Origin of the sequence: Acinetobacter sp., assembly GCF_036659555.1 — a bacterium.
Taxonomy (GTDB): domain Bacteria; phylum Pseudomonadota; class Gammaproteobacteria; order Pseudomonadales; family Moraxellaceae; genus Acinetobacter.
Genome location: NZ_JAVXCI010000074.1, coordinates 1 through 16,936, shown reverse-complemented (window position 1 = coordinate 16,936; position 16,936 = coordinate 1). Strand labels below are relative to the sequence as shown.

Sequence of the window (16,936 nt, the reverse complement as noted above, 5' to 3'; positions counted from 1 at the left end):
CGCATTGAACACAAAAATAGAAGCCTGTTCCGGGTTTTTCGCCAGCAGTAACCATTTTTGTTCTCCATATGTTTTTAGAAATGGTCTAACCAGTATAACCTTCTTATGATGATTGTCTATTGGTCATTTCGCCTGATGATGGCGGCAGATTGGCAAAAAATGATTTCAAAACTTTTCTCGTTCTTGCGGTAGCGCGCCCGCTCTTTCTTCTACGCAAAAGTCATCAGACATTCGAACTACTACTAAAATAAATCATTCGAATATCTTTGCTTCTGCTCATCTTGTACCCCGTTAGTATCATTAAGATACTCAATTAACTCTTTAAGAGCTATTAAATAAAAAGAGCTTGTTCCAGAGTCTAATAAATGTGTAATCCCATGATAACGGCGTTGATGTAAATTATCTAAATCCAAATATGAGACTATGTCATAGTTTTTTTTCCATTCATGACCAACCTCCCAAACTATCGCCAAATGAATTTCTTTTTCATTTTTATATTCACTCTCAAAATCCCCTATTAATGCATCCAAATTATATTTATATTCTAATATTTTAGGTGGGCTTGAAACCTCTTTCAATGAGGATGAATCATCAATACCTAAAGGATTTTTTTCAATATCAAAAACATGATTATTAACTGGCTCTTTAATTGTAAATTTAAAAATACCATCATATTGTTTTATTTGACTTGTTGCATAAAGCTTTATACCTCTAATTACCCCACCCGCAATTAACTGATTAAATAAAACAATTACGTCTTGTTCAGATTGTGGCTCTGATACAATAGATATTTCATTTACTGGCAAGAAAAAGTTTTTGTTGGTTAATCTTAAGGGATTAGTATTTTCATGATTTTCTTGTGCCCTAACCCACTCATGCAACTCAATCTCTTTATCAATATCAGGTTTAGTACCGCTATCATTTTTTAAAAGTTTTTTCCAGTTTTTAAATTTATTAACAATTTGTACTGAAATATTTTCGGCAATTTCTTTTAGTTCTGGTTGAAAACCTTTCCTCCCCAAATCAGGATCAGCATCTTTAAAATGAATAACTACATGTGTCTGATTCTGATACCCAATATTAGATGTCAGAGGAATAACAATAACTTCTCCTTGTATCATTTTATTATTAGCAAGTTGCAATCCCCCTCTTAATACCCTATAACCTTTACGAAGCTTAGCTTTATTATCGTTAAGTTCATCCCATACAGAAGTAGAATAGGTAAAATACCCATAGGCTTCAATATTATATTTTTCAATCAAATCTACATCTTTTTGTTTCAATAATTGGCATAATTCTTGGGTTGAAAAATATTCATATATTCCATTTGAGTGAAAATATCGTTGTGGTAATGATGTTGGATCTTTATTCGCATCTAATAATTTTTTTTGACAATCTAATACTTCTTTTAAATTCACGCTTGCTTTTATTTTTGTATGAGGAAAAATATATTCTGCCAGCTGATTTTCTAATTTATTTTCAACACCATTTTTATCTATGACTTTTAAATTGAAAAAAATATTTTCACCTTCAAAATCTAGAAATCTTATAGTTCCTAACGGCGTTTTAGTTAATAACAAATATAGCCACTGTTCAGGAGTAGTAGCCATATACCATGCTAGGTCTTTAGGTCTAGTATTTTCTCCACCAAAATATAATTTGAATATAGAACCCTTATCAAGCGTATTAAAATCATCATCATTAAAACCTGATTGTGTAACTACTGGCCTTGTTATAATTCCTTTATAATCTTCTACCCATTCTCTACCACTTTTCAGCTCACCAATAAATTCATATGTTCCATTTTTGGTTCCAAAGTTAAGTTTATTAAACCCATAACCAATATAAGTTGCTCCTACACCTTTATTTCCACGACTTTCACCATTATTTTTAAAAGATATGTTAGGAGCTAGAAAAGATTGAAACTCTTTTTCATTAAAACCTGTACCATTATCAACTATTAAAAAAGAATTTTCTTTTAAATTAATAGTTAACCATATATGCCTTTTATAATCTTGATCTATTTCGTTCTTTTTACGGCGATCAACTGCATCCATGGCATTTTGAATCAACTCTGAAAAAGAATCGTACATACCAACATAAGATTTTAAAATATTTTTTATTTCTCTTTTTTGTGCTGCAGATACAATTTCAGTGTCTGCTTCTCTACCAGATGCAAGTGGATCCCAAACCTTACTTTCCATATTCTTGTCTTCAAATTTCACATATTAACAAATGGTAAGAAGTTTTTTAGAATCTTCTTACCAAATTAAAATTTAATTTAAATTCCCTTCCAAGAAATCCTGCGCAAAGCGTTGCAATACACCGCCCGCTTCATATACAGACACTTCTTCTTCAGTATCCAAACGGCAAGTTACAGGCACTTCAACGATTTCACTCTTACCTTCATCCGTCGCACGCTCAATGACTAAAGTTAAAGTCGAACGCGGCGAAATATTGCCAATCACGCTATACAGCTCAGTACCATCCAGCTTTAAGGTTTTACGGTCAGTTCCTGCTTTAAACTCCAGCGGCAGCACGCCCATACCCACAAGGTTAGTACGGTGAATGCGCTCAAAACCTTCCGCCACAATCGCTTCCACGCCGGCAAGGCGCACGCCTTTGGCAGCCCAGTCACGGCTGGAACCCTGACCATAGTCCTTGCCCGCAATAATAATCAGCGGCTGCTTGCGGTTCATGTAGGTTTCAATCGCTTCCCACATGCGCATCACTTCGCCCTCAGGCTCCACACGCGCCTTAGAACCCTGCTTAATGGTGCCGTCCGCGCGCACCACCATTTCATTAAACAGTTTCGGGTTGGCGAAAGTCGCGCGCTGCGCCGTTAAATGGTCGCCGCGGTGCGTTGCATAAGAGTTGAAGTCTTCCTCAGGCACGCCCATTTTGTGCAGATATTCACCTGCTGCAGAATCCATCATAATCGCATTGGATGGTGACAAATGATCGGTAGTGATGTTGTCCGGCAGAATCGCCAGCGGACGCATATTGGACAAGGTGCGCGGCGCTGCCAAAGCCCCTTCCCAGTACGGCGGACGGCGGATATAGGTGCTTTGCGGGCGCCAGTCATACAGCGGGCTGGCGGCCTTTTCCTTTACGCCCAAGTCGAACATTGGAATATACACTTTGCGGAACTGCTCAGGCTTCACCGCTTCTTTCACCAATGCATCAATTTCTTCATCCGACGGCCAAATGTCCTTCAGGTAAACCGGGTTGCCGTCTTTGTCATTACCCAGCGCATCTTTTTCAATATCAAAACGGATGGTTCCGGCAATCGCATAGGCGACTACCAATGGCGGAGAAGCCAAAAACGCCTGTTTTGCATAAGGATGGATGCGGCCGTCAAAGTTGCGGTTGCCCGAAAGCACTGCCGTGGCGTACAGGTCACGGTCAATAATTTCCTGCTGAATTTTCGGATCCAGCGCGCCGGACATGCCGTTGCAGGTGGTGCAGGCATAGGCCACAATGCCGAAGCCGAGCTTTTCCAAATCATGCAGCACGCCGGCTTCTTCAAGGTATAAAGCCGCAGCTTTAGAACCCGGCGCAAAGGATGATTTTACCCAAGGCTTGCGGGTTAAGCCCAGCTCATTGGCCTTGCGCGCCAGCAGGCCGGCAGCCACGGTATTGCGCGGGTTTGACGTATTGGTGCATGAGGTAATGGCGGCGATAATCACAGCGCCGTCCGGCATCAGGCCATCGGTGCGCTGTTCCACCACGCCGGCAATGCCTTTTTCTTTCAGGTCTGCGGTAGATACGCGCGCATGCGGGTTAGACGGCCCGGCAATGTTGCGGGTAACGGCTGAAAGGTCAAAACGCAGCACGCGCGGATATTGCGCAGCTGTCATGTCTGACGCCCACAGGCCGATTTCTTTGGCATAAGCTTCAACCAGCTTGACCTGCTCCGCCTCACGGCCGGTCAGCGTCAGATAATCAAGGGTGTTCTGGTCAATATAGAACATGGCCGCGGTTGCGCCGTATTCCGGAGTCATATTAGAGATGGTCGCGCGGTCGCCGACAGACATGCTGTCTGCGCCTTCACCGAAGAATTCCAGATACGCGCCCACCACGCGCTCTTTGCGCAGGAATTCCGTCAAGGCCAATACAATGTCAGTCGCGGTAATGCCCGGCTTGCGCTGACCCACCAGCTCTACACCGATAATGTCCGGCAGGCGCATCCACGATGCGCGGCCCAGCATCACGTTTTCAGCTTCCAGGCCGCCCACGCCGACAGAAATCACGCCAAGCGCATCGGTATGCGGGGTATGCGAATCCGTGCCGACACAGGTATCCGGAAAGGCCACGCCGTCGCGGTTCTGAATCACCGGAGACATTTTCTCCAGGTTGATTTGATGCATGATGCCGTTGCCGGCAGGGATTACATCGACATTTTCAAAAGCGGTTTTGGTCCATTCAATAAAATGGAAGCGGTCTTCATTGCGGCGGTCTTCCACGGCGCGGTTTTTCTCAAAAGCGTCCGGGTCAAAGCCGCCGTATTCCACAGCCAAAGAATGGTCTACGATCAGCTGCGTCGGCACAACCGGATTGACTTTAGACGGGTCGCCGCCTTGGTCGGCAATGGCGTCACGCAGGCCGGCCAAGTCCACCAGCGCGGTTTGCCCTAAGATGTCATGGCACACCACGCGCGCTGGATACCACGGAAAGTCATGGTCTTGCTTGCGGTTAATCAGTTCTTTCAGCGACTGTTCCAAAATGGCCGGATCGCAGCGGCGCACCAGCTGTTCCGCCAGCACTTTGGAAGTATAGGGAAGTTTGGCATATGCGCCTGGCTGAATATCTTCTACGGCTTGGCGCACGTCATAGTATTCGAGCTGGGTGTCTTGCAGTGGTTTGCGGTAGTTTTTGTTCATTGCTTAGCTGCCTTATGAATCGTTTTTTTTACTGCGTGTTTTTGTCGACATTCACACTGTAGTTGCTGGCATAGTACACTGCCGAAAAGCCATTTCCCAAATCCTTTAAATTTCATTGACTTAAATATAAAAACAGGGGTTTTAGAAATATCTGGTTACATTACTTTTGGGATATTTGCTCTAAATGTGATTTTTTTTCAAAAATAGCGGAAAATAAGCCTAATTCTTTAGTATTAGATTTAAAACAGGCGAACAATACATGAGCGATCTAGCTTTTTCCTCATTCACCCTAAACGGCCCGGATGCGCAAAAATTCCTGCAGGGCCAAGTGACCTTAAATGCCGAAGCTTTAACGGAAAATGTGACGCGCTATACCGGCATCTGCAGCCTGAAAGGCCGCATCCAGTTTGGCCTGTGGCTGAAAAAAGTGAATCCGGAAAGCTTTGTGATTGCCGCCACGGCGGATCAGGCGGAAGAACTGGCCAAGCATATTAAAAAATATGGCGCGTTTTCCAGAATGAAGCTGGAAAAAGCCGGCGCGGTCTACCCGGTGCTGAACGGCAGCAGCACCGACTTTACTGCAGCGGAAACTGATATCGCCGCCTGGCAGCTGCAGGCGATTCAAGCCGGCCAGGCATGGATTACCGCCGCTACAGCCGAACTGTTTCAGCCGCAAGAATTGCGCTTGCATCAGCGTGAAGGCGTGCATTATGACAAGGGCTGCTACTTGGGTCAGGAAGTCATTGCACGCCTGTGGTTTAAAGCCAAGCCTAAGGCGTGGCTGCATGCCATTCAAGGCGCTGGCGCTGTTCCTGCGCCAGGCGAACAGCTTGATAAAAGCATTCAAGTGGTCAACAGCGCTGCGGTTGAAAATGGCTATATTGCTTTGGTGATTGCCCGTCCTGAAGCCTTAGCGGAGCTGGATGCGGCGGTTTTAGACTTGCCTGAAAGCTTGAGCGGCGATGTGGCTAGACCTGCTTAAGTCTATAAATTTTAGACTGTTGTGATACATTAGCCTCTACGATTAGGTAATGCTGATCAGTTAAGCGTAATTTCATTATTACTCATTGATGAATCTCCCCTAACCCCTCTTTACAAAAGAGGGGGATGAACAGCGTTGCTGTGCAAGGAATTCAAGACCATTCTAAATTTCAAAATGCTCCCTCCTTTGAAAAAAGTGAGCAGCACTGCTGCGCAAGGGGAAGATTAAAAAAACTCTTAACTGACTGGCATTACTAAGATTAGGGGCTTTTTAATGACTGCAAAATTATATTATTGGCTATAACTCCCCCACCCTTATAAAAACAATCAATAGAGCTTATGCAAAATGCCTGAACTGATCAGCATCGCCGCAATAATGCGCTGCCGCGGCCTGCACTTGCCTGCCCGATTAAATGCTTATAAAATATCAAAATCATGTGTTATCGCGGCTGCTGAACCCGATCAGCTCATGAGTTTAAAAATGGAACCGATAACGCAAAATTTTGAAAATAATTCAAACCGGAACCGCGCTTGGCGGCGCAAAATCAATTATCTGCACCGCGGCCGGGACTGCAGGCATACTTCAACCCTTTGGAAGCCTGAAAAAAACTGGAAACTCCTTTGGAGCAGGTCATTAAAAATATCCCGCGCTAAACAGCTTGCTGTTGAGTATCCGCGCATTTCTTCAGCGCAAAGATTAAAACAAGCGCAATTTGATTTTTGGATTACTGTGAATTGAACACTCTTTTCATCTGCAGCAGCAACCAGTGGCGCAGCCCAACTGCCGAGAGAATCTTTGCAGCAGGCCGCGGCCTGCGCACCCGCTCCGCAGGCACAAGCAAGCACGCCAAACACACGGTTTCTGTGAAAGATATCGCCTGGGCGGATTTAATTGCCGTGATGGAGCATAAACACAGGCAGGCCATTCAGGAAAAGTTCGCAAAAGAACTGAAGCATAAGAAAATCATCGTCTTAGACATTCCAGATGACTATCAGTATATGGATGCTGAACTGATTGAAATGCTGCAGCTCTCCATGGCGGCTTACCTGCCTGAATAAATTAAACAAGCGGCCGGCTGCTTCTAAAAATCATGAAACAGCTTGTTCATGTCTTTGATGATGTACTGCTTAAAATGGAAAGCGCGCGCGTGCTTGGCGTCAAATTTCGCCGTCACGCCGTCCTTTGCAAAAACATAGACGCGGTCTTCTTTACTCACTAAAAATTCGGCGCCCAGCTTCATCAGCAGCGCGTCAATTTTCGCTTCATCCGGAATAGATTCATCCTGACTTACTTTGTCATAATTGCGTTTAATGCCTTTAACAAACATGCCTGTACTCATTGATGGATTGCAGCTGTGATTTAATCAAAAACTTTGCTAAAAGCAAGGTTCCTCTGCAGAAAAACTCAGAATCGCCTCATCATGGGCAGATAAACTGCAGAAACAGCCAGTCAGGCAGCCTAGCCGGCCATGGCTGAGGCCAGAATACAGCCAAAACAGAACAGCTTTTTATACGGATGCGGCAGCATGCAGAATACCCGCTTGCAGAGAGAGGCAAACCGTCTGAAATATTTCACAAAAGGCATATTTACTTTCACACAATTCTAACTATGATGTGAATTAAGGTTTTCCAACACATGCACAAATACACATAAATGGATTTATGTTAATGTTTTTAAAAGGTTTATAAATGAAAAAAATTCTACTCGCGGGTTTAATTGCATTATCTTCCCAATTTGCGCTGGCAGGCATGGATACCAAATCCATTGATCCTGAATTTACGAAAATTGAGGCGATGGTCAAGGCTAAAAATATGACCGGCGCTTATCAGGCATTGGACAAATTGGCAAAACAGGGCAATGCGCAGGCGCTGTATAATCTCGGCTACCTGACGCAGACAGGCCAAGGCACGGCAAAAGACGAGAAAAAAGCCATTCAGCTGTATGAGCAGTCCTCAGCTAAAGGCTACCCGGTGGCCAGCTATGTGCTGGGCAAAAATTATATTGTCGGCTCAATGGGCCTGAAGTCTGATCCGGCCAAAGCCAAGCAGTATCTTGAAAAAGCCGCTTCGCAAGGCTTTGAGGATGCCAGCGTTGATTTAGCCGTGCTGCTGTTCTCTGAAAACAAGCCTGAATCAGATAAAGCCGGACTGGCGCGCTTGGACCCGCTGATTAAAAAAGGCAATTATCAGGCCATTCACGCCAAAGCGCTGTATGACATCAGCACCGGCTTTAAAAACAAAGATGAAAAACCGATTCAGCAAGGCCTGAGCAGCATTCAGGATTTAGCGAAAAAAGGCTATATTCCAGCGCTGATGGCTGTGGGCAATATGTTTGCCAACGGCAATATTGTTCCGCAGAACCTGCCGGAAGCCAAAAAAATCTTTACCGCCTTAGCCAAGGAAAATGTGCCGCAGGCCAAAGCGTCACTGGCGACTGTAGATAAAATGATTGCGGAACAGGCAAAAAATCCGGCGCCGGCAGCCAAAAAAAGCTGACTTAAGCTAAAAGCCTGCAGCACAGCAAGTTTACGCTGCAAGCAGTAACAGCCCTGATTCATCAGTAATGCTGATCAGTTAAGGAGTTTTCAATAAATTCCTTAACTTTTTTAAGCTATTCATGGCGGAGTCTTACCGTTTTTAAATCTAATTTTTGGAGCTCGTTTTGTTCTTTTGTTTCGCCAAAAGAACCAAAAGCATTTGTCATCCGCAAAACCTGTTCGCTTTCTGCACTTTAAAGATTTCCGTTGCAAAAACAGTCTATTTAAAAGACCGCGCAGGTTGCGGATGACACTCCCACGTATCAGATAAAATCTAGGATTTAAAAAGAAAAAGCCAGCCAGTTTCTTAACTGACTGGCATTACTGATTCATCAGGGCTTTTTTATATCCATAAAAACAACCCGAAGCCAGCAGAAAAATATCGGAACGGTGGCCTCGAAGACTATTTTAAGCAATCCTACTAGGGCAAGAAAATCCGGCTGCCAGCGCAGGCTGGCCCGCCTGCAGCCAGAATTCTGCAAAGAAAGCGGCAGATTAAAAAGCGCTGAACAGGCTTTTCTGCCCATGCGGCTGGCAGCGCAGATACTGTGGCGCGATCTGCACCGCTTCGCCCAGTTCAGCGGCCGCATGCCACGGCCAGCGCGGATCATACAGCATTGCGCGGGCAATCCCGACGGCATCCGCCTGCTCATACTGCAGAATGCCTTCCGCCTGCATGGCTTCGGTAATTAAGCCCACCGCAATAACCGGAATACCCACCGCCTGCTTCACCGCTCCGGCAAACGGCACTTGATAGCCGGCATGCAGGTCAATTTTCTGCTGCGGATGCATCCCGCCGCTGGACACATGAATATAGGCCGCGCCTAGCTGTTCCAAAGCCTTGGATAAGCCCACCGAAGAATGGATATCCCAGCTGTCCTCAGCGTCCACCCAGTCCGTTGCGGAAATGCGCACGCCGATTGGAAAATCTTCAGGCACGGCATTTTTCATGGCCTGAAAAACTTCCAGCGTCAGGCGGATGCGGTTTTCAAAAGCGCCGCCGTATTCATCGCTGCGCTGATTGCACAGCGGCGACATAAACTGATGCAGCAGATAGCCGTGCGCCGCATGCAGCTCAATCAGCTGGAATCCCGCATCTGCAGCGCGCTTGGCGGATTCTGCAAAGTCGGCGATCAGCGTTTCAATTTCATCCGCGGTCAGCGCATGCGGCGCATGATCCCGCAGGTGAAATGGCGCAGCGCTGGCGGAAACGGTCTGCCAGCCTTGTGCATGTTCCGGCGCCAGCTGGCCGCCGCCCTCCCAAGGCTTGCGGGTTGAGGCTTTGCGTCCCGCATGTGCCAGCTGAATGCCGAACGGCATTGGAGAAATTGTTTTCAGCTTGACTAACAGCGCTTTCAGCTGGGCGCGCTGCATGTCATCCCACAGGCCTAAATCCGCATCGCTGATGCGCCCTTCGGGCTGCACTGCGGTGGCCTCAACAATGCACATTCCTGCGCCTGACAATGCATAGCTGGCCCACTGCTGCTCATGCCAGTAGCTGAGTTCGCCCTGCGCATTGGCCGAATACTGGCACATCGGCGCAATGATAATTCTATTGCTGAGCTGAAGCGCGCCAAACTGAATTGGCTTGAATAGTAAAGACACCCGGCTCTCCCTGTTAAAAAGCTTTGCTTATGCTGAATCCAGCGCTCCAGTTTACCCCATCTGCAGGTTCAAAGAAGCGCCCATTGCCGTCATTGACAATCACTGAACCGGCATAATTTTCATCAAATAAATTGTCGGCGCGCACATAGGTCCGCACTTTCCAGTCCTGCTGCTTCCAGACATAGCCCGCATTGGCCGATACCATCGGTATAGCTGGGCGCTGCGTCGCTGTTTGCGTCATCGGCATAAATTTTATCCATATAGCGCACATCCATGCCGGCATTAAAGCCGGTTTCCGGCTGCCAGCCTAAAGCGGCAAAGGCCTGATTTTCGGCAATGCCGGGAATGGCATTGCCTTTTGCGGCATAAGCTGCGGCTGCTTTACCTTTATCATCCCGAAGTTCTGGAATGTCTGCATCAAAAACGGCATCCAAATAGCTGCAGCTGGCCTGCGCGGTCAATTCACGCCACAGCGTTTTATTCCATGACAGCTCCAGGCCTTCGCGCAGCGTTTTGTCCGCATTTCTGAATGCAGACCGGCCATAAATATTTCCTGCAGAAACAATATCATGCTGCGTTTTACTTTGGAATAGCGCTGCCGTGAAATTACCTCAGGCATTTTGCGCTTTCAGCCCCAGCTCATAATTGCCGCTGCTGGCGGGCTTTAAGCTGAAATTCATGCCGTCATTGGCTGAATAGGCCATTTCGGTAAAGGCCGGGGTTTCAAAACCTTTGGCATAGCTGACATAGCTGTGCAAATGCGGTGAAATTGCCCAGCTCAGCGCTGCCGAAGGCAGCAGTTTGTCATAGCCGGTTTTTCCGCTGTCATCGCCATTGTCTTTATCGGCCGGGTTAAGCGCTTTTTGCTGATAATGATCCCTGGATTGATAATGCACATTGCTGTAGCGCAGGCCGGCATCCACAGTCCAGGCCGGCAGGAAATTCCAGGAGGCCTGCAGATACGGATCTAAATTCCATAAGCTGTTGCTTTCATCACGGCGCAGCGCACCTTTGACCCCATAGCCGGCGGCATCAAAATTTTCATAGCCTTTGCGCTCTTCATCCATGGCGTCAAAGGCCAAGCCGGCAATCAAGCGCGTATTGGGCAGCTGCTCCCTGCCGGTCCAGCGCAGGTCTGTTCCATAATAATCGCGGCTGAAATCAATGACACCGCCGGCATGGCGCGGGTTCAGCTGGACAGTGCAGGGCTTGCAAACGGTTTGCGCCGCATCCGCAAATGAACACTTAGGAATAGACTGATACTGCGTAACTTCACGCTGCCCTGCATAGGCCATGGCATACAGTTCATGCCGGTCATTCAGCGGTTTTGTCCAGGTCAGCCCTGTTTGCGTTTGATTAATTTCCTTGCGCACATCGTAAATATTCTTGGCATCATTCACCTGCTTGGGGTTATCCTGCCACTGCGCACGGCTCAGGCCCTGCGGATCATCGGCATTGATATCGACATGGTTCACAATCCAGTTCACTTTCGAACCGTCATCCAAATCCCATGTAAGCTTGGCATTGCTCAATACTTTTCTCGCTGCGCTGTGGCCGCGGCAGCCATCACTTTCAAACTAGGATGAGCTGACCGCATAGCTTGGCTCGCCGGCTTGATCCGCGCATTGACAGCTGCAGGCCCGGCACGCCTTTCAGGATTTCAGTTAAATTCCCCCCAGATCATTGCGGTTTTCCGGCTGCGCTGTGCGGAATACCGACGCCGGCGTATTCAGCCATGCGCTGTCTGTGCGGGCGGCTTCTATTTTAATCACCGGAAGCAAAACAGGTTCCGCAGCGCCTGCTTCTGCATAAAGGCATTGGCAGATGCTTGCTGTCAGCCCGAGCAAAGCCATTTGCATGGGAGAGTTAAACGCTTTACTTTGCATTGGCGCACCTGCCCTCAGTTCATTCAAAAAACTGCATTAAAGTAAAGCTTAAACCAGTTTTCAAGGCCTCATCCGCTTTGTTTGTTGAGCCTGAGTTAACACTATGCAGCTTCCCTAAACAGGCCATCAGCCGCGGGGCTGGAGGCCGCCGCGGCCCAGCCCGGCACCGGCACTTTAGGCCATATTCAGCAGAGCTTAGAGAAGCCGCCCTGCTGCGCAAAAGCGCGCTGCTGCTCGATTGCTGCGGGATCTTTTAAAACTGGCGGGGCTTTGCCTATGCAAAGGCGTTTAAGCTTTTAACTGAAAAATGAGGCAATGCATGCCCTAAAACTGAAGGGCGCATAAATTGCCTGCCTTTTTTCACCAAAAAAAAATCTATGCAATTGTTTAAAATAAATATTTAAACTTAATTTAAAAACCCATTATGGCAATGCAGGTAAAAAAATGCGGGACAGCACTGCATTTCACGCCCGCCGCATTGAGCAATTTTTACACTTTTACGGTTAGCATTTAAACTCAGGCCTGCTACATTGGAACGCTCAGAACAACAACAATGGACGGCCGCCATGCAACTGAATCACTATCTCAATTTTCAAGGCAAAGCTGAAGCTGCCTTCAACTTTTACAAATCGGTGTTTGGCGGAGAGTTTTCTTTCCTGACGCGCTACAGCGAACTGCCGCCTGAAAGCGGCGTGAACCTTTCTGACGCGGAAAAAAACCATATTCTGCATGTTTCACTGCCCATCAATGAGCATACGGTTTTAATGGCTTCAGATACTCATGCGCAGTTCTGTGCGCCCAATGCGGTATTCACCCAAGGCACCAACCACTATATTTCCATCAATCTGGAAAAGCATGAGCAGGATGAAGCGCGGCGCTTATTTGACGCTTTGTCGGTAAATGGACAGATTGAAATGGCGCTGGAAAAAACTTTCTGGGGCGCGCTGTACGGCGCATTCACCGATCAGTTCGGCATTAAGTGGATGGTGAATTGCCAGCTTGAACAGCCATAGCCGCTTCCAAAGATAAAACCTCATGAATCAGTATTCATGAGGTTTTTGCTTATTATTTTGCAATATTTAAAGTCTGCTCTAAAATTTTATGAACATTCTGACCAGCGAATATTTCAGGATATCTTTGGATCATTTTTGGCAAGACATGCTCCAAGTTCCGCTTTTGATGAAGTGACCAATGCGGCGGATAAATTGCATCATCTAAACGCCAAAGCTGTCTTTGCACATGTGCATCAAAAATATTCTGCTCATTTTCATTATGGATAAAATTCCACTGCAAGGCGTACCAATACAGCTGTTCCCATCGATTATAGCCATCCGCTAATTCTAAACGCTGCAATAACGGAATAGGCTCATCCATGCCGGCAATCATGCTTTCCAGCTCTTTCAAACCAAATAACTGATCCCCAATTTGCCGAATTTTCAAAAAACCATGAAATGTTAATTTTTGTTCAGTATTTTGATAATAATCAATAAGCTGCTCAAAATTTATATATTTTCTTTTCAATGCGAATTGCATGATTGCATTGGCGATGGCTTTATCATCCAAAGCATGAATGATATTAAAAAACTCAGTGATTGAACCTTGTCTTATCACCCACTGATATGCCCTCAGGCGTATACTCTTTTGAGATAAATCCTGAATCGGATATTCTTGAAAATATTGATCAAAGTCAAAATGATTTTGCCTTAATACAAAATCAGCATAATCCATCACAGCCAAATAAGGACTATGCCAAACTTCGATTAAATCATGTAGCGTTAAAACGTTTTTGTTCCATAAAGCATTAAACAATGTGTATTGCACATCTTTTTGCCGGGCAGTTTTTAGAATAGATGCCAGCTGCTGTTCAGAACCTGTCTGCATTATTTGCTCAAGCCAGTGCTTTCGAACCATCTGATCATTGGCACGCTCACATAAATGCATTAATTCATCATCCCCGAGCCATTGGTATTCCAAAATAAAAGCCAGAATAACTCTGGGCAGACGGCCTTGCTTTTGCGTCAAATTTTCCAGCAGATAAAGTTTATTTTTTCTAATGCTGGCTAAAAGCAAATGAAAAACATCCGGATTTACACGCAACCGCTTTTGCAGTGCAGCAATTTCTAAAAAATACTGTGCACATACCGCTGAAAATTCTGGGCGCACTGCCCAGCGCTGTACATGACCGATGGCTAATTTTTGATTAATTTCAACATAGTCATTTAAACGCCACAGCAAATGAGGAAATAATTCCGGATCAAAACATTCCTTCAGATCTTCCAATACAGCCTGGCGGATATAGCCATCATAACTTCTTAGCCGCAATAATGACTTTTCAAATTCGGATAAGCTTGGATCAGCGTAATAATATTGGTAATTGCCGTCATCAGGTAAATCCTCTGGATGTGATTCCAATACCGCCGCTGCAGCATTATTTTGTATTATTGCCGGTTCGCACGCCGCTGCAGCTGCTGGATAAACTTTTTTAGGGGATAGCAGCTTTTCTAAAAATTTCCACATAATTGAGCTATATCGATTTCAGTTTAGAAACTAATAGCATATTTTTATTTTCTTCATCCAATAAAAAAGCTGGAATAAATCCAGCTTTTTTACCTAGGCTTGAAACATCAAGCGCCCGTCTGATAATGCGCTTGCGGCACCGCAGTTGATGCTTGGTAAGGATGGGTAAAATCGCCCAAGCCGGCAGCCGCCTCCTGAATGTCTTTGCCTTCCTTCACCGCAAAAGTATCAAAACCGGAACGCTTCATGTAGTTTAAAACATCTTTAAACACATCGCCTGTTGCGCGCAGCTCGCCCTGATAGCCCTGGCGGCGCAAAAGCGCTGCAAATGAATAGCCGCGGCCATCATTAAAGCCGGCGAATTCAATGAAAATCGCATCCAGCTGATCCAGCGGGAATTCATTCACTTCCGGCGACGCATCTACCGTAATGTACAGCGCTTTGCGACCGCTGATATTCGCCAGCTGATCCAGCTGTTCAACCGTCACAACCACATCGCCCTGCGGCAGCGCGCCATCTTCGCCGATCAGCTGATAAGTATTGTCTGCAACAGTGCCATCCTTAGAGAGCACCTGAAGTGCGGTATTAAGCATATGCGCGCTCCTTGAATGGCTGAATGCCGACACGGCGGTAAGTTTCAATAAACGCTTCGCCATCCTGGCGCAGGTCTAAATAGGTATTCAGAATCTCTTCAACCACATCCGGCACCACTTCGGCTGCAAATGACGGCCCAAGAATATCGCCGATTGAAGCGTCATGGTCGGCGTTGCCGCCTAAAGTAATCTGATAGAACTCAGCGCCTTTCTTGTCTACGCCCAGAATGCCGATGTTGCCGACATGGTGGTGGCCGCAGGCATTCATGCAGCCTGAGATATTCAGGTCAAGATGGCCCAAGTTGTATACCCTATCCAGATCATCAAAGCGGCGTGAAATCGCTTCAGAAATCGGAATGGATTTGGCATTGGCCAATGAGCAGAAATCGCCGCCCGGGCAGCAGATGATATCGGTAATAAAGCCGATATGCGCGCGCGCCAAGTTGTGCTGATCAAGGGTTTTCCACAATTCAAACAGGTCTTTCTGCGGCACATCGACCAGAGCAATATTCTGTTCATGCGTGGTGCGCAATTCGCCGAAGGTGTACTTGTCCGCCAGATCGGCAATCAGGTTCATTTCTTCAACCGTCATGTCGCCTGGCGCAACGCCGGTGCGCTTCAATGAAATGGTCACGATGCGGTAGCCTTTCACTTTATGCGCATTGGTATTGATGTTGAACCACTGCTTGAACTTCGGCTCAGCGGCGAACTGCGCAGCAAAGTCTTCATCCGCATAGTCCTGATAGGCAAATGGCGTAAAGTTCTCATCCATTTTTTTCAGGGTGTCCGCATCCACTTTCAGCGTTTTGACGGTATGCGCAAACTCAGCTTCAACTTTCTCTGCAAATACCGCAGGGGTTAAAGCTTTGACCAGAATTTTGATCCGCGCTTTATATTTGTTGTCGCGGCGGCCGTGCAGGTTGTACACGCGCAGCACCGCTTCCAAGTAAGCGATCAAGTCTTCACGCGGCAGGAAGTCGCGGATAAAGCTGCCGATAATCGGGGTGCGGCCCAAGCCGCCGCCGACTTTAATCTTATAGCCCATTTCGCCGGCTGCATTGCGCACAATATACACGCCGATGTCGTGGAATGATGTGGCAGCGCGGTCTATTTCTTCCAGCGCGGACACGGCAATTTTGAACTTGCGCGGCAGGAAAGCGAATTCCGGATGGAAAGTCGACCATTGGCGGATCAGCTCGCAGGTTGGGCGCGGGTCAGCAATTTCACCGGCAACCACGCCTGCATACTGGTCAGTAGTGGTGTTGCGGATGCAGTTGCCTGAGGTCTGAATGGCATGCATTTGCACAGAAGCAAGCTCCTGCAGCATGTCCGGCACATTTTCCAGCGCAGGCCAGTTAAACTGAATATTCTGACGGGTGGAAACATGCGCATAGCCGCGGTCATAGTCCTTGGCCAGTTCCGCGACTTTGCGCAGCTGCTGCGCGTTCATCAGGCCGTAAGGCACGGCAATCCGCAGCATTGGCGCATAGCGCTGAACATACAGGCCATTCTGCAGGCGCAGCGGGCGGTATTCGTCTTCGGTTAATTTTCCGGCTAAATAACGTTCCGTCTGGTCACGGAACTGTGCAACACGTTCATTGACCAGTTGCTGGTCAAAATCAGTATATAAATACATGGCGTACAGCTAGTAATTTCTATTATAACGATGCACAGCATAGCGGGATTTTTTCTATCAAGAAAATGCGTTTTTTACATATTTCATAGCGGTTTTATTGATAAGGATGCCGGTGTTCCGCTGGGATAAAGCTTTTGCGCCGGTTTTCATTCATTTTCAGCAGCATTGCTTATTTTGTTTATTCTTAAGCATTTATTTTCATAAGAAAAAATCCTGACGAATCAGTAATGCTGATCAGTTAAGAAGTTTCACCATAAACTTCTTAACCTTTGGGGCTATTCACGGCGGAGTCTTACCG

Annotated in this window: 13 protein-coding genes and 1 pseudogene; 5 read left to right on the top strand and 9 right to left on the bottom strand. The window is 46.6% G+C overall.

From position 1 onward, the window contains the following. Positions 1 to 242 precede the first annotated feature (242 nt). Positions 243 to 2,204: a hypothetical protein gene (locus RSA72_RS10635; RefSeq protein WP_332633162.1), complete on the bottom strand. Its 1,962-nt coding sequence runs from the start codon at positions 2,202 to 2,204 to the stop codon at positions 243 to 245. A 72-nt stretch (positions 2,205 to 2,276) separates the two neighbouring features. Then, positions 2,277 to 4,883: a Fe/S-dependent 2-methylisocitrate dehydratase AcnD gene (gene acnD / locus RSA72_RS10630; protein WP_332633160.1), complete on the bottom strand. Its 2,607-nt coding sequence runs from the start codon at positions 4,881 to 4,883 to the stop codon at positions 2,277 to 2,279. Positions 4,884 to 5,142: 259 nt separating this feature from the next. Between acnD and ygfZ the strand changes: the two genes are divergently transcribed. The 3 genes from ygfZ to RSA72_RS10615 all read left to right on the top strand — a co-directional run bounded on the left by ygfZ (position 5,143) and on the right by RSA72_RS10615 (position 6,923). Beyond that, the gene (ygfZ, locus tag RSA72_RS10625; RefSeq protein ID WP_332624037.1) at positions 5,143 to 5,865 is read left to right on the top strand and encodes a CAF17-like 4Fe-4S cluster assembly/insertion protein YgfZ; all 723 of its coding nucleotides are present in this window, start codon (positions 5,143 to 5,145) and stop codon (positions 5,863 to 5,865) included. Positions 5,866 to 6,345: 480 nt separating this feature from the next. Continuing rightward, complete coding sequence (locus RSA72_RS10620) at positions 6,346 to 6,603, top strand: hypothetical protein (RefSeq protein WP_332624036.1); 258 nt, start codon at positions 6,346 to 6,348, stop codon at positions 6,601 to 6,603. Further along, on the top strand, positions 6,600 to 6,923 hold the full coding sequence (locus RSA72_RS10615; protein ID WP_332624035.1) for a low molecular weight protein tyrosine phosphatase family protein: 324 nt from the start codon (positions 6,600 to 6,602) through the stop codon (positions 6,921 to 6,923). The genes RSA72_RS10620 and RSA72_RS10615 overlap by 4 nt, the downstream gene beginning before the upstream one ends. 23 nt (positions 6,924 to 6,946) lie before the next feature. On the opposite strand, the gene RSA72_RS10610 is transcribed toward RSA72_RS10615, so the two are convergent. Beyond that, entirely contained in the window at positions 6,947 to 7,192 is a 246-nt protein-coding gene (locus RSA72_RS10610; RefSeq protein WP_332624039.1) for a hypothetical protein, read from the bottom strand. A gap of 361 nt (positions 7,193 to 7,553) precedes the next feature. On the opposite strand from RSA72_RS10610, the gene RSA72_RS10605 reads away from it, so the two are divergent. Next, on the top strand, positions 7,554 to 8,360 hold the full coding sequence (locus RSA72_RS10605; protein WP_332624034.1) for a tetratricopeptide repeat protein: 807 nt from the start codon (positions 7,554 to 7,556) through the stop codon (positions 8,358 to 8,360). A 536-nt stretch (positions 8,361 to 8,896) separates the two neighbouring features. Here the strand turns inward: RSA72_RS10605 and RSA72_RS10600 are convergent. The 3 genes and pseudogenes from RSA72_RS10600 to RSA72_RS14610 form a co-directional block, all read right to left on the bottom strand. Continuing rightward, the gene (locus RSA72_RS10600; protein WP_332623577.1) at positions 8,897 to 10,006 is read right to left on the bottom strand and encodes an NADH:flavin oxidoreductase/NADH oxidase; all 1,110 of its coding nucleotides are present in this window, start codon (positions 10,004 to 10,006) and stop codon (positions 8,897 to 8,899) included. Between the two features lie 13 nt (positions 10,007 to 10,019). Continuing rightward, positions 10,020 to 11,628 (bottom strand): annotated as a pseudogene (locus RSA72_RS10595) (TonB-dependent receptor domain-containing protein); the annotation flags it as partial. A gap of 42 nt (positions 11,629 to 11,670) precedes the next feature. After that, entirely contained in the window at positions 11,671 to 11,892 is a 222-nt protein-coding gene (locus RSA72_RS14610) for a hypothetical protein (RefSeq protein WP_443098283.1), read from the bottom strand. 566 nt (positions 11,893 to 12,458) lie between these two features. Between RSA72_RS14610 and RSA72_RS10590 the strand changes: the two genes are divergently transcribed. Continuing rightward, positions 12,459 to 12,905, top strand: coding sequence for a VOC family protein (locus RSA72_RS10590; protein ID WP_332623576.1), 447 nt, complete (start codon positions 12,459 to 12,461; stop codon positions 12,903 to 12,905). A 52-nt stretch (positions 12,906 to 12,957) separates the two neighbouring features. Here the strand turns inward: RSA72_RS10590 and RSA72_RS10585 are convergent, their stop codons facing one another. From RSA72_RS10585 to RSA72_RS10575, 3 genes are all read right to left on the bottom strand, one after another. Continuing rightward, positions 12,958 to 14,409 carry a hypothetical protein gene (locus RSA72_RS10585; protein ID WP_332623575.1) on the bottom strand — a complete coding sequence of 484 codons (1,452 nt, stop codon included), beginning with the start codon at positions 14,407 to 14,409 and terminating at the stop codon, positions 12,958 to 12,960. 107 nt (positions 14,410 to 14,516) lie between these two features. After that, a complete protein-coding gene (locus RSA72_RS10580; RefSeq protein WP_332623574.1) occupies positions 14,517 to 15,002 on the bottom strand; it encodes a DUF934 domain-containing protein in 486 nt (161 codons plus the stop codon). After that, positions 14,995 to 16,638 carry a nitrite/sulfite reductase gene (locus RSA72_RS10575; protein WP_332623572.1) on the bottom strand — a complete coding sequence of 548 codons (1,644 nt, stop codon included), beginning with the start codon at positions 16,636 to 16,638 and terminating at the stop codon, positions 14,995 to 14,997. The genes RSA72_RS10580 and RSA72_RS10575 overlap by 8 nt, the downstream gene beginning before the upstream one ends. Positions 16,639 to 16,936: the final 298 nt, after the last annotated feature.

Coding starts and splice junctions, on each gene's coding strand:
- RSA72_RS10635 (WP_332633162.1), bottom strand. CDS start 2,204: ATGGAAAGTAAGGTTTGGGATCCACTTGCATCTGGTAGAGAAGCAGAC.
- acnD (WP_332633160.1), bottom strand. CDS start 4,883: ATGAACAAAAACTACCGCAAACCACTGCAAGACACCCAGCTCGAATAC.
- ygfZ (WP_332624037.1), top strand. CDS start 5,143: ATGAGCGATCTAGCTTTTTCCTCATTCACCCTAAACGGCCCGGATGCG.
- RSA72_RS10620 (WP_332624036.1), top strand. CDS start 6,346: ATGGAACCGATAACGCAAAATTTTGAAAATAATTCAAACCGGAACCGC.
- RSA72_RS10610 (WP_332624039.1), bottom strand. CDS start 7,192: ATGTTTGTTAAAGGCATTAAACGCAATTATGACAAAGTAAGTCAGGAT.
- RSA72_RS10605 (WP_332624034.1), top strand. CDS start 7,554: ATGAAAAAAATTCTACTCGCGGGTTTAATTGCATTATCTTCCCAATTT.
- RSA72_RS14610 (WP_443098283.1), bottom strand. CDS start 11,892: ATGCAAAGTAAAGCGTTTAACTCTCCCATGCAAATGGCTTTGCTCGGG.
- RSA72_RS10590 (WP_332623576.1), top strand. CDS start 12,459: ATGCAACTGAATCACTATCTCAATTTTCAAGGCAAAGCTGAAGCTGCC.
- RSA72_RS10585 (WP_332623575.1), bottom strand. CDS start 14,409: ATGTGGAAATTTTTAGAAAAGCTGCTATCCCCTAAAAAAGTTTATCCA.
- RSA72_RS10580 (WP_332623574.1), bottom strand. CDS start 15,002: ATGCTTAATACCGCACTTCAGGTGCTCTCTAAGGATGGCACTGTTGCA.
- RSA72_RS10575 (WP_332623572.1), bottom strand. CDS start 16,638: ATGTATTTATATACTGATTTTGACCAGCAACTGGTCAATGAACGTGTT.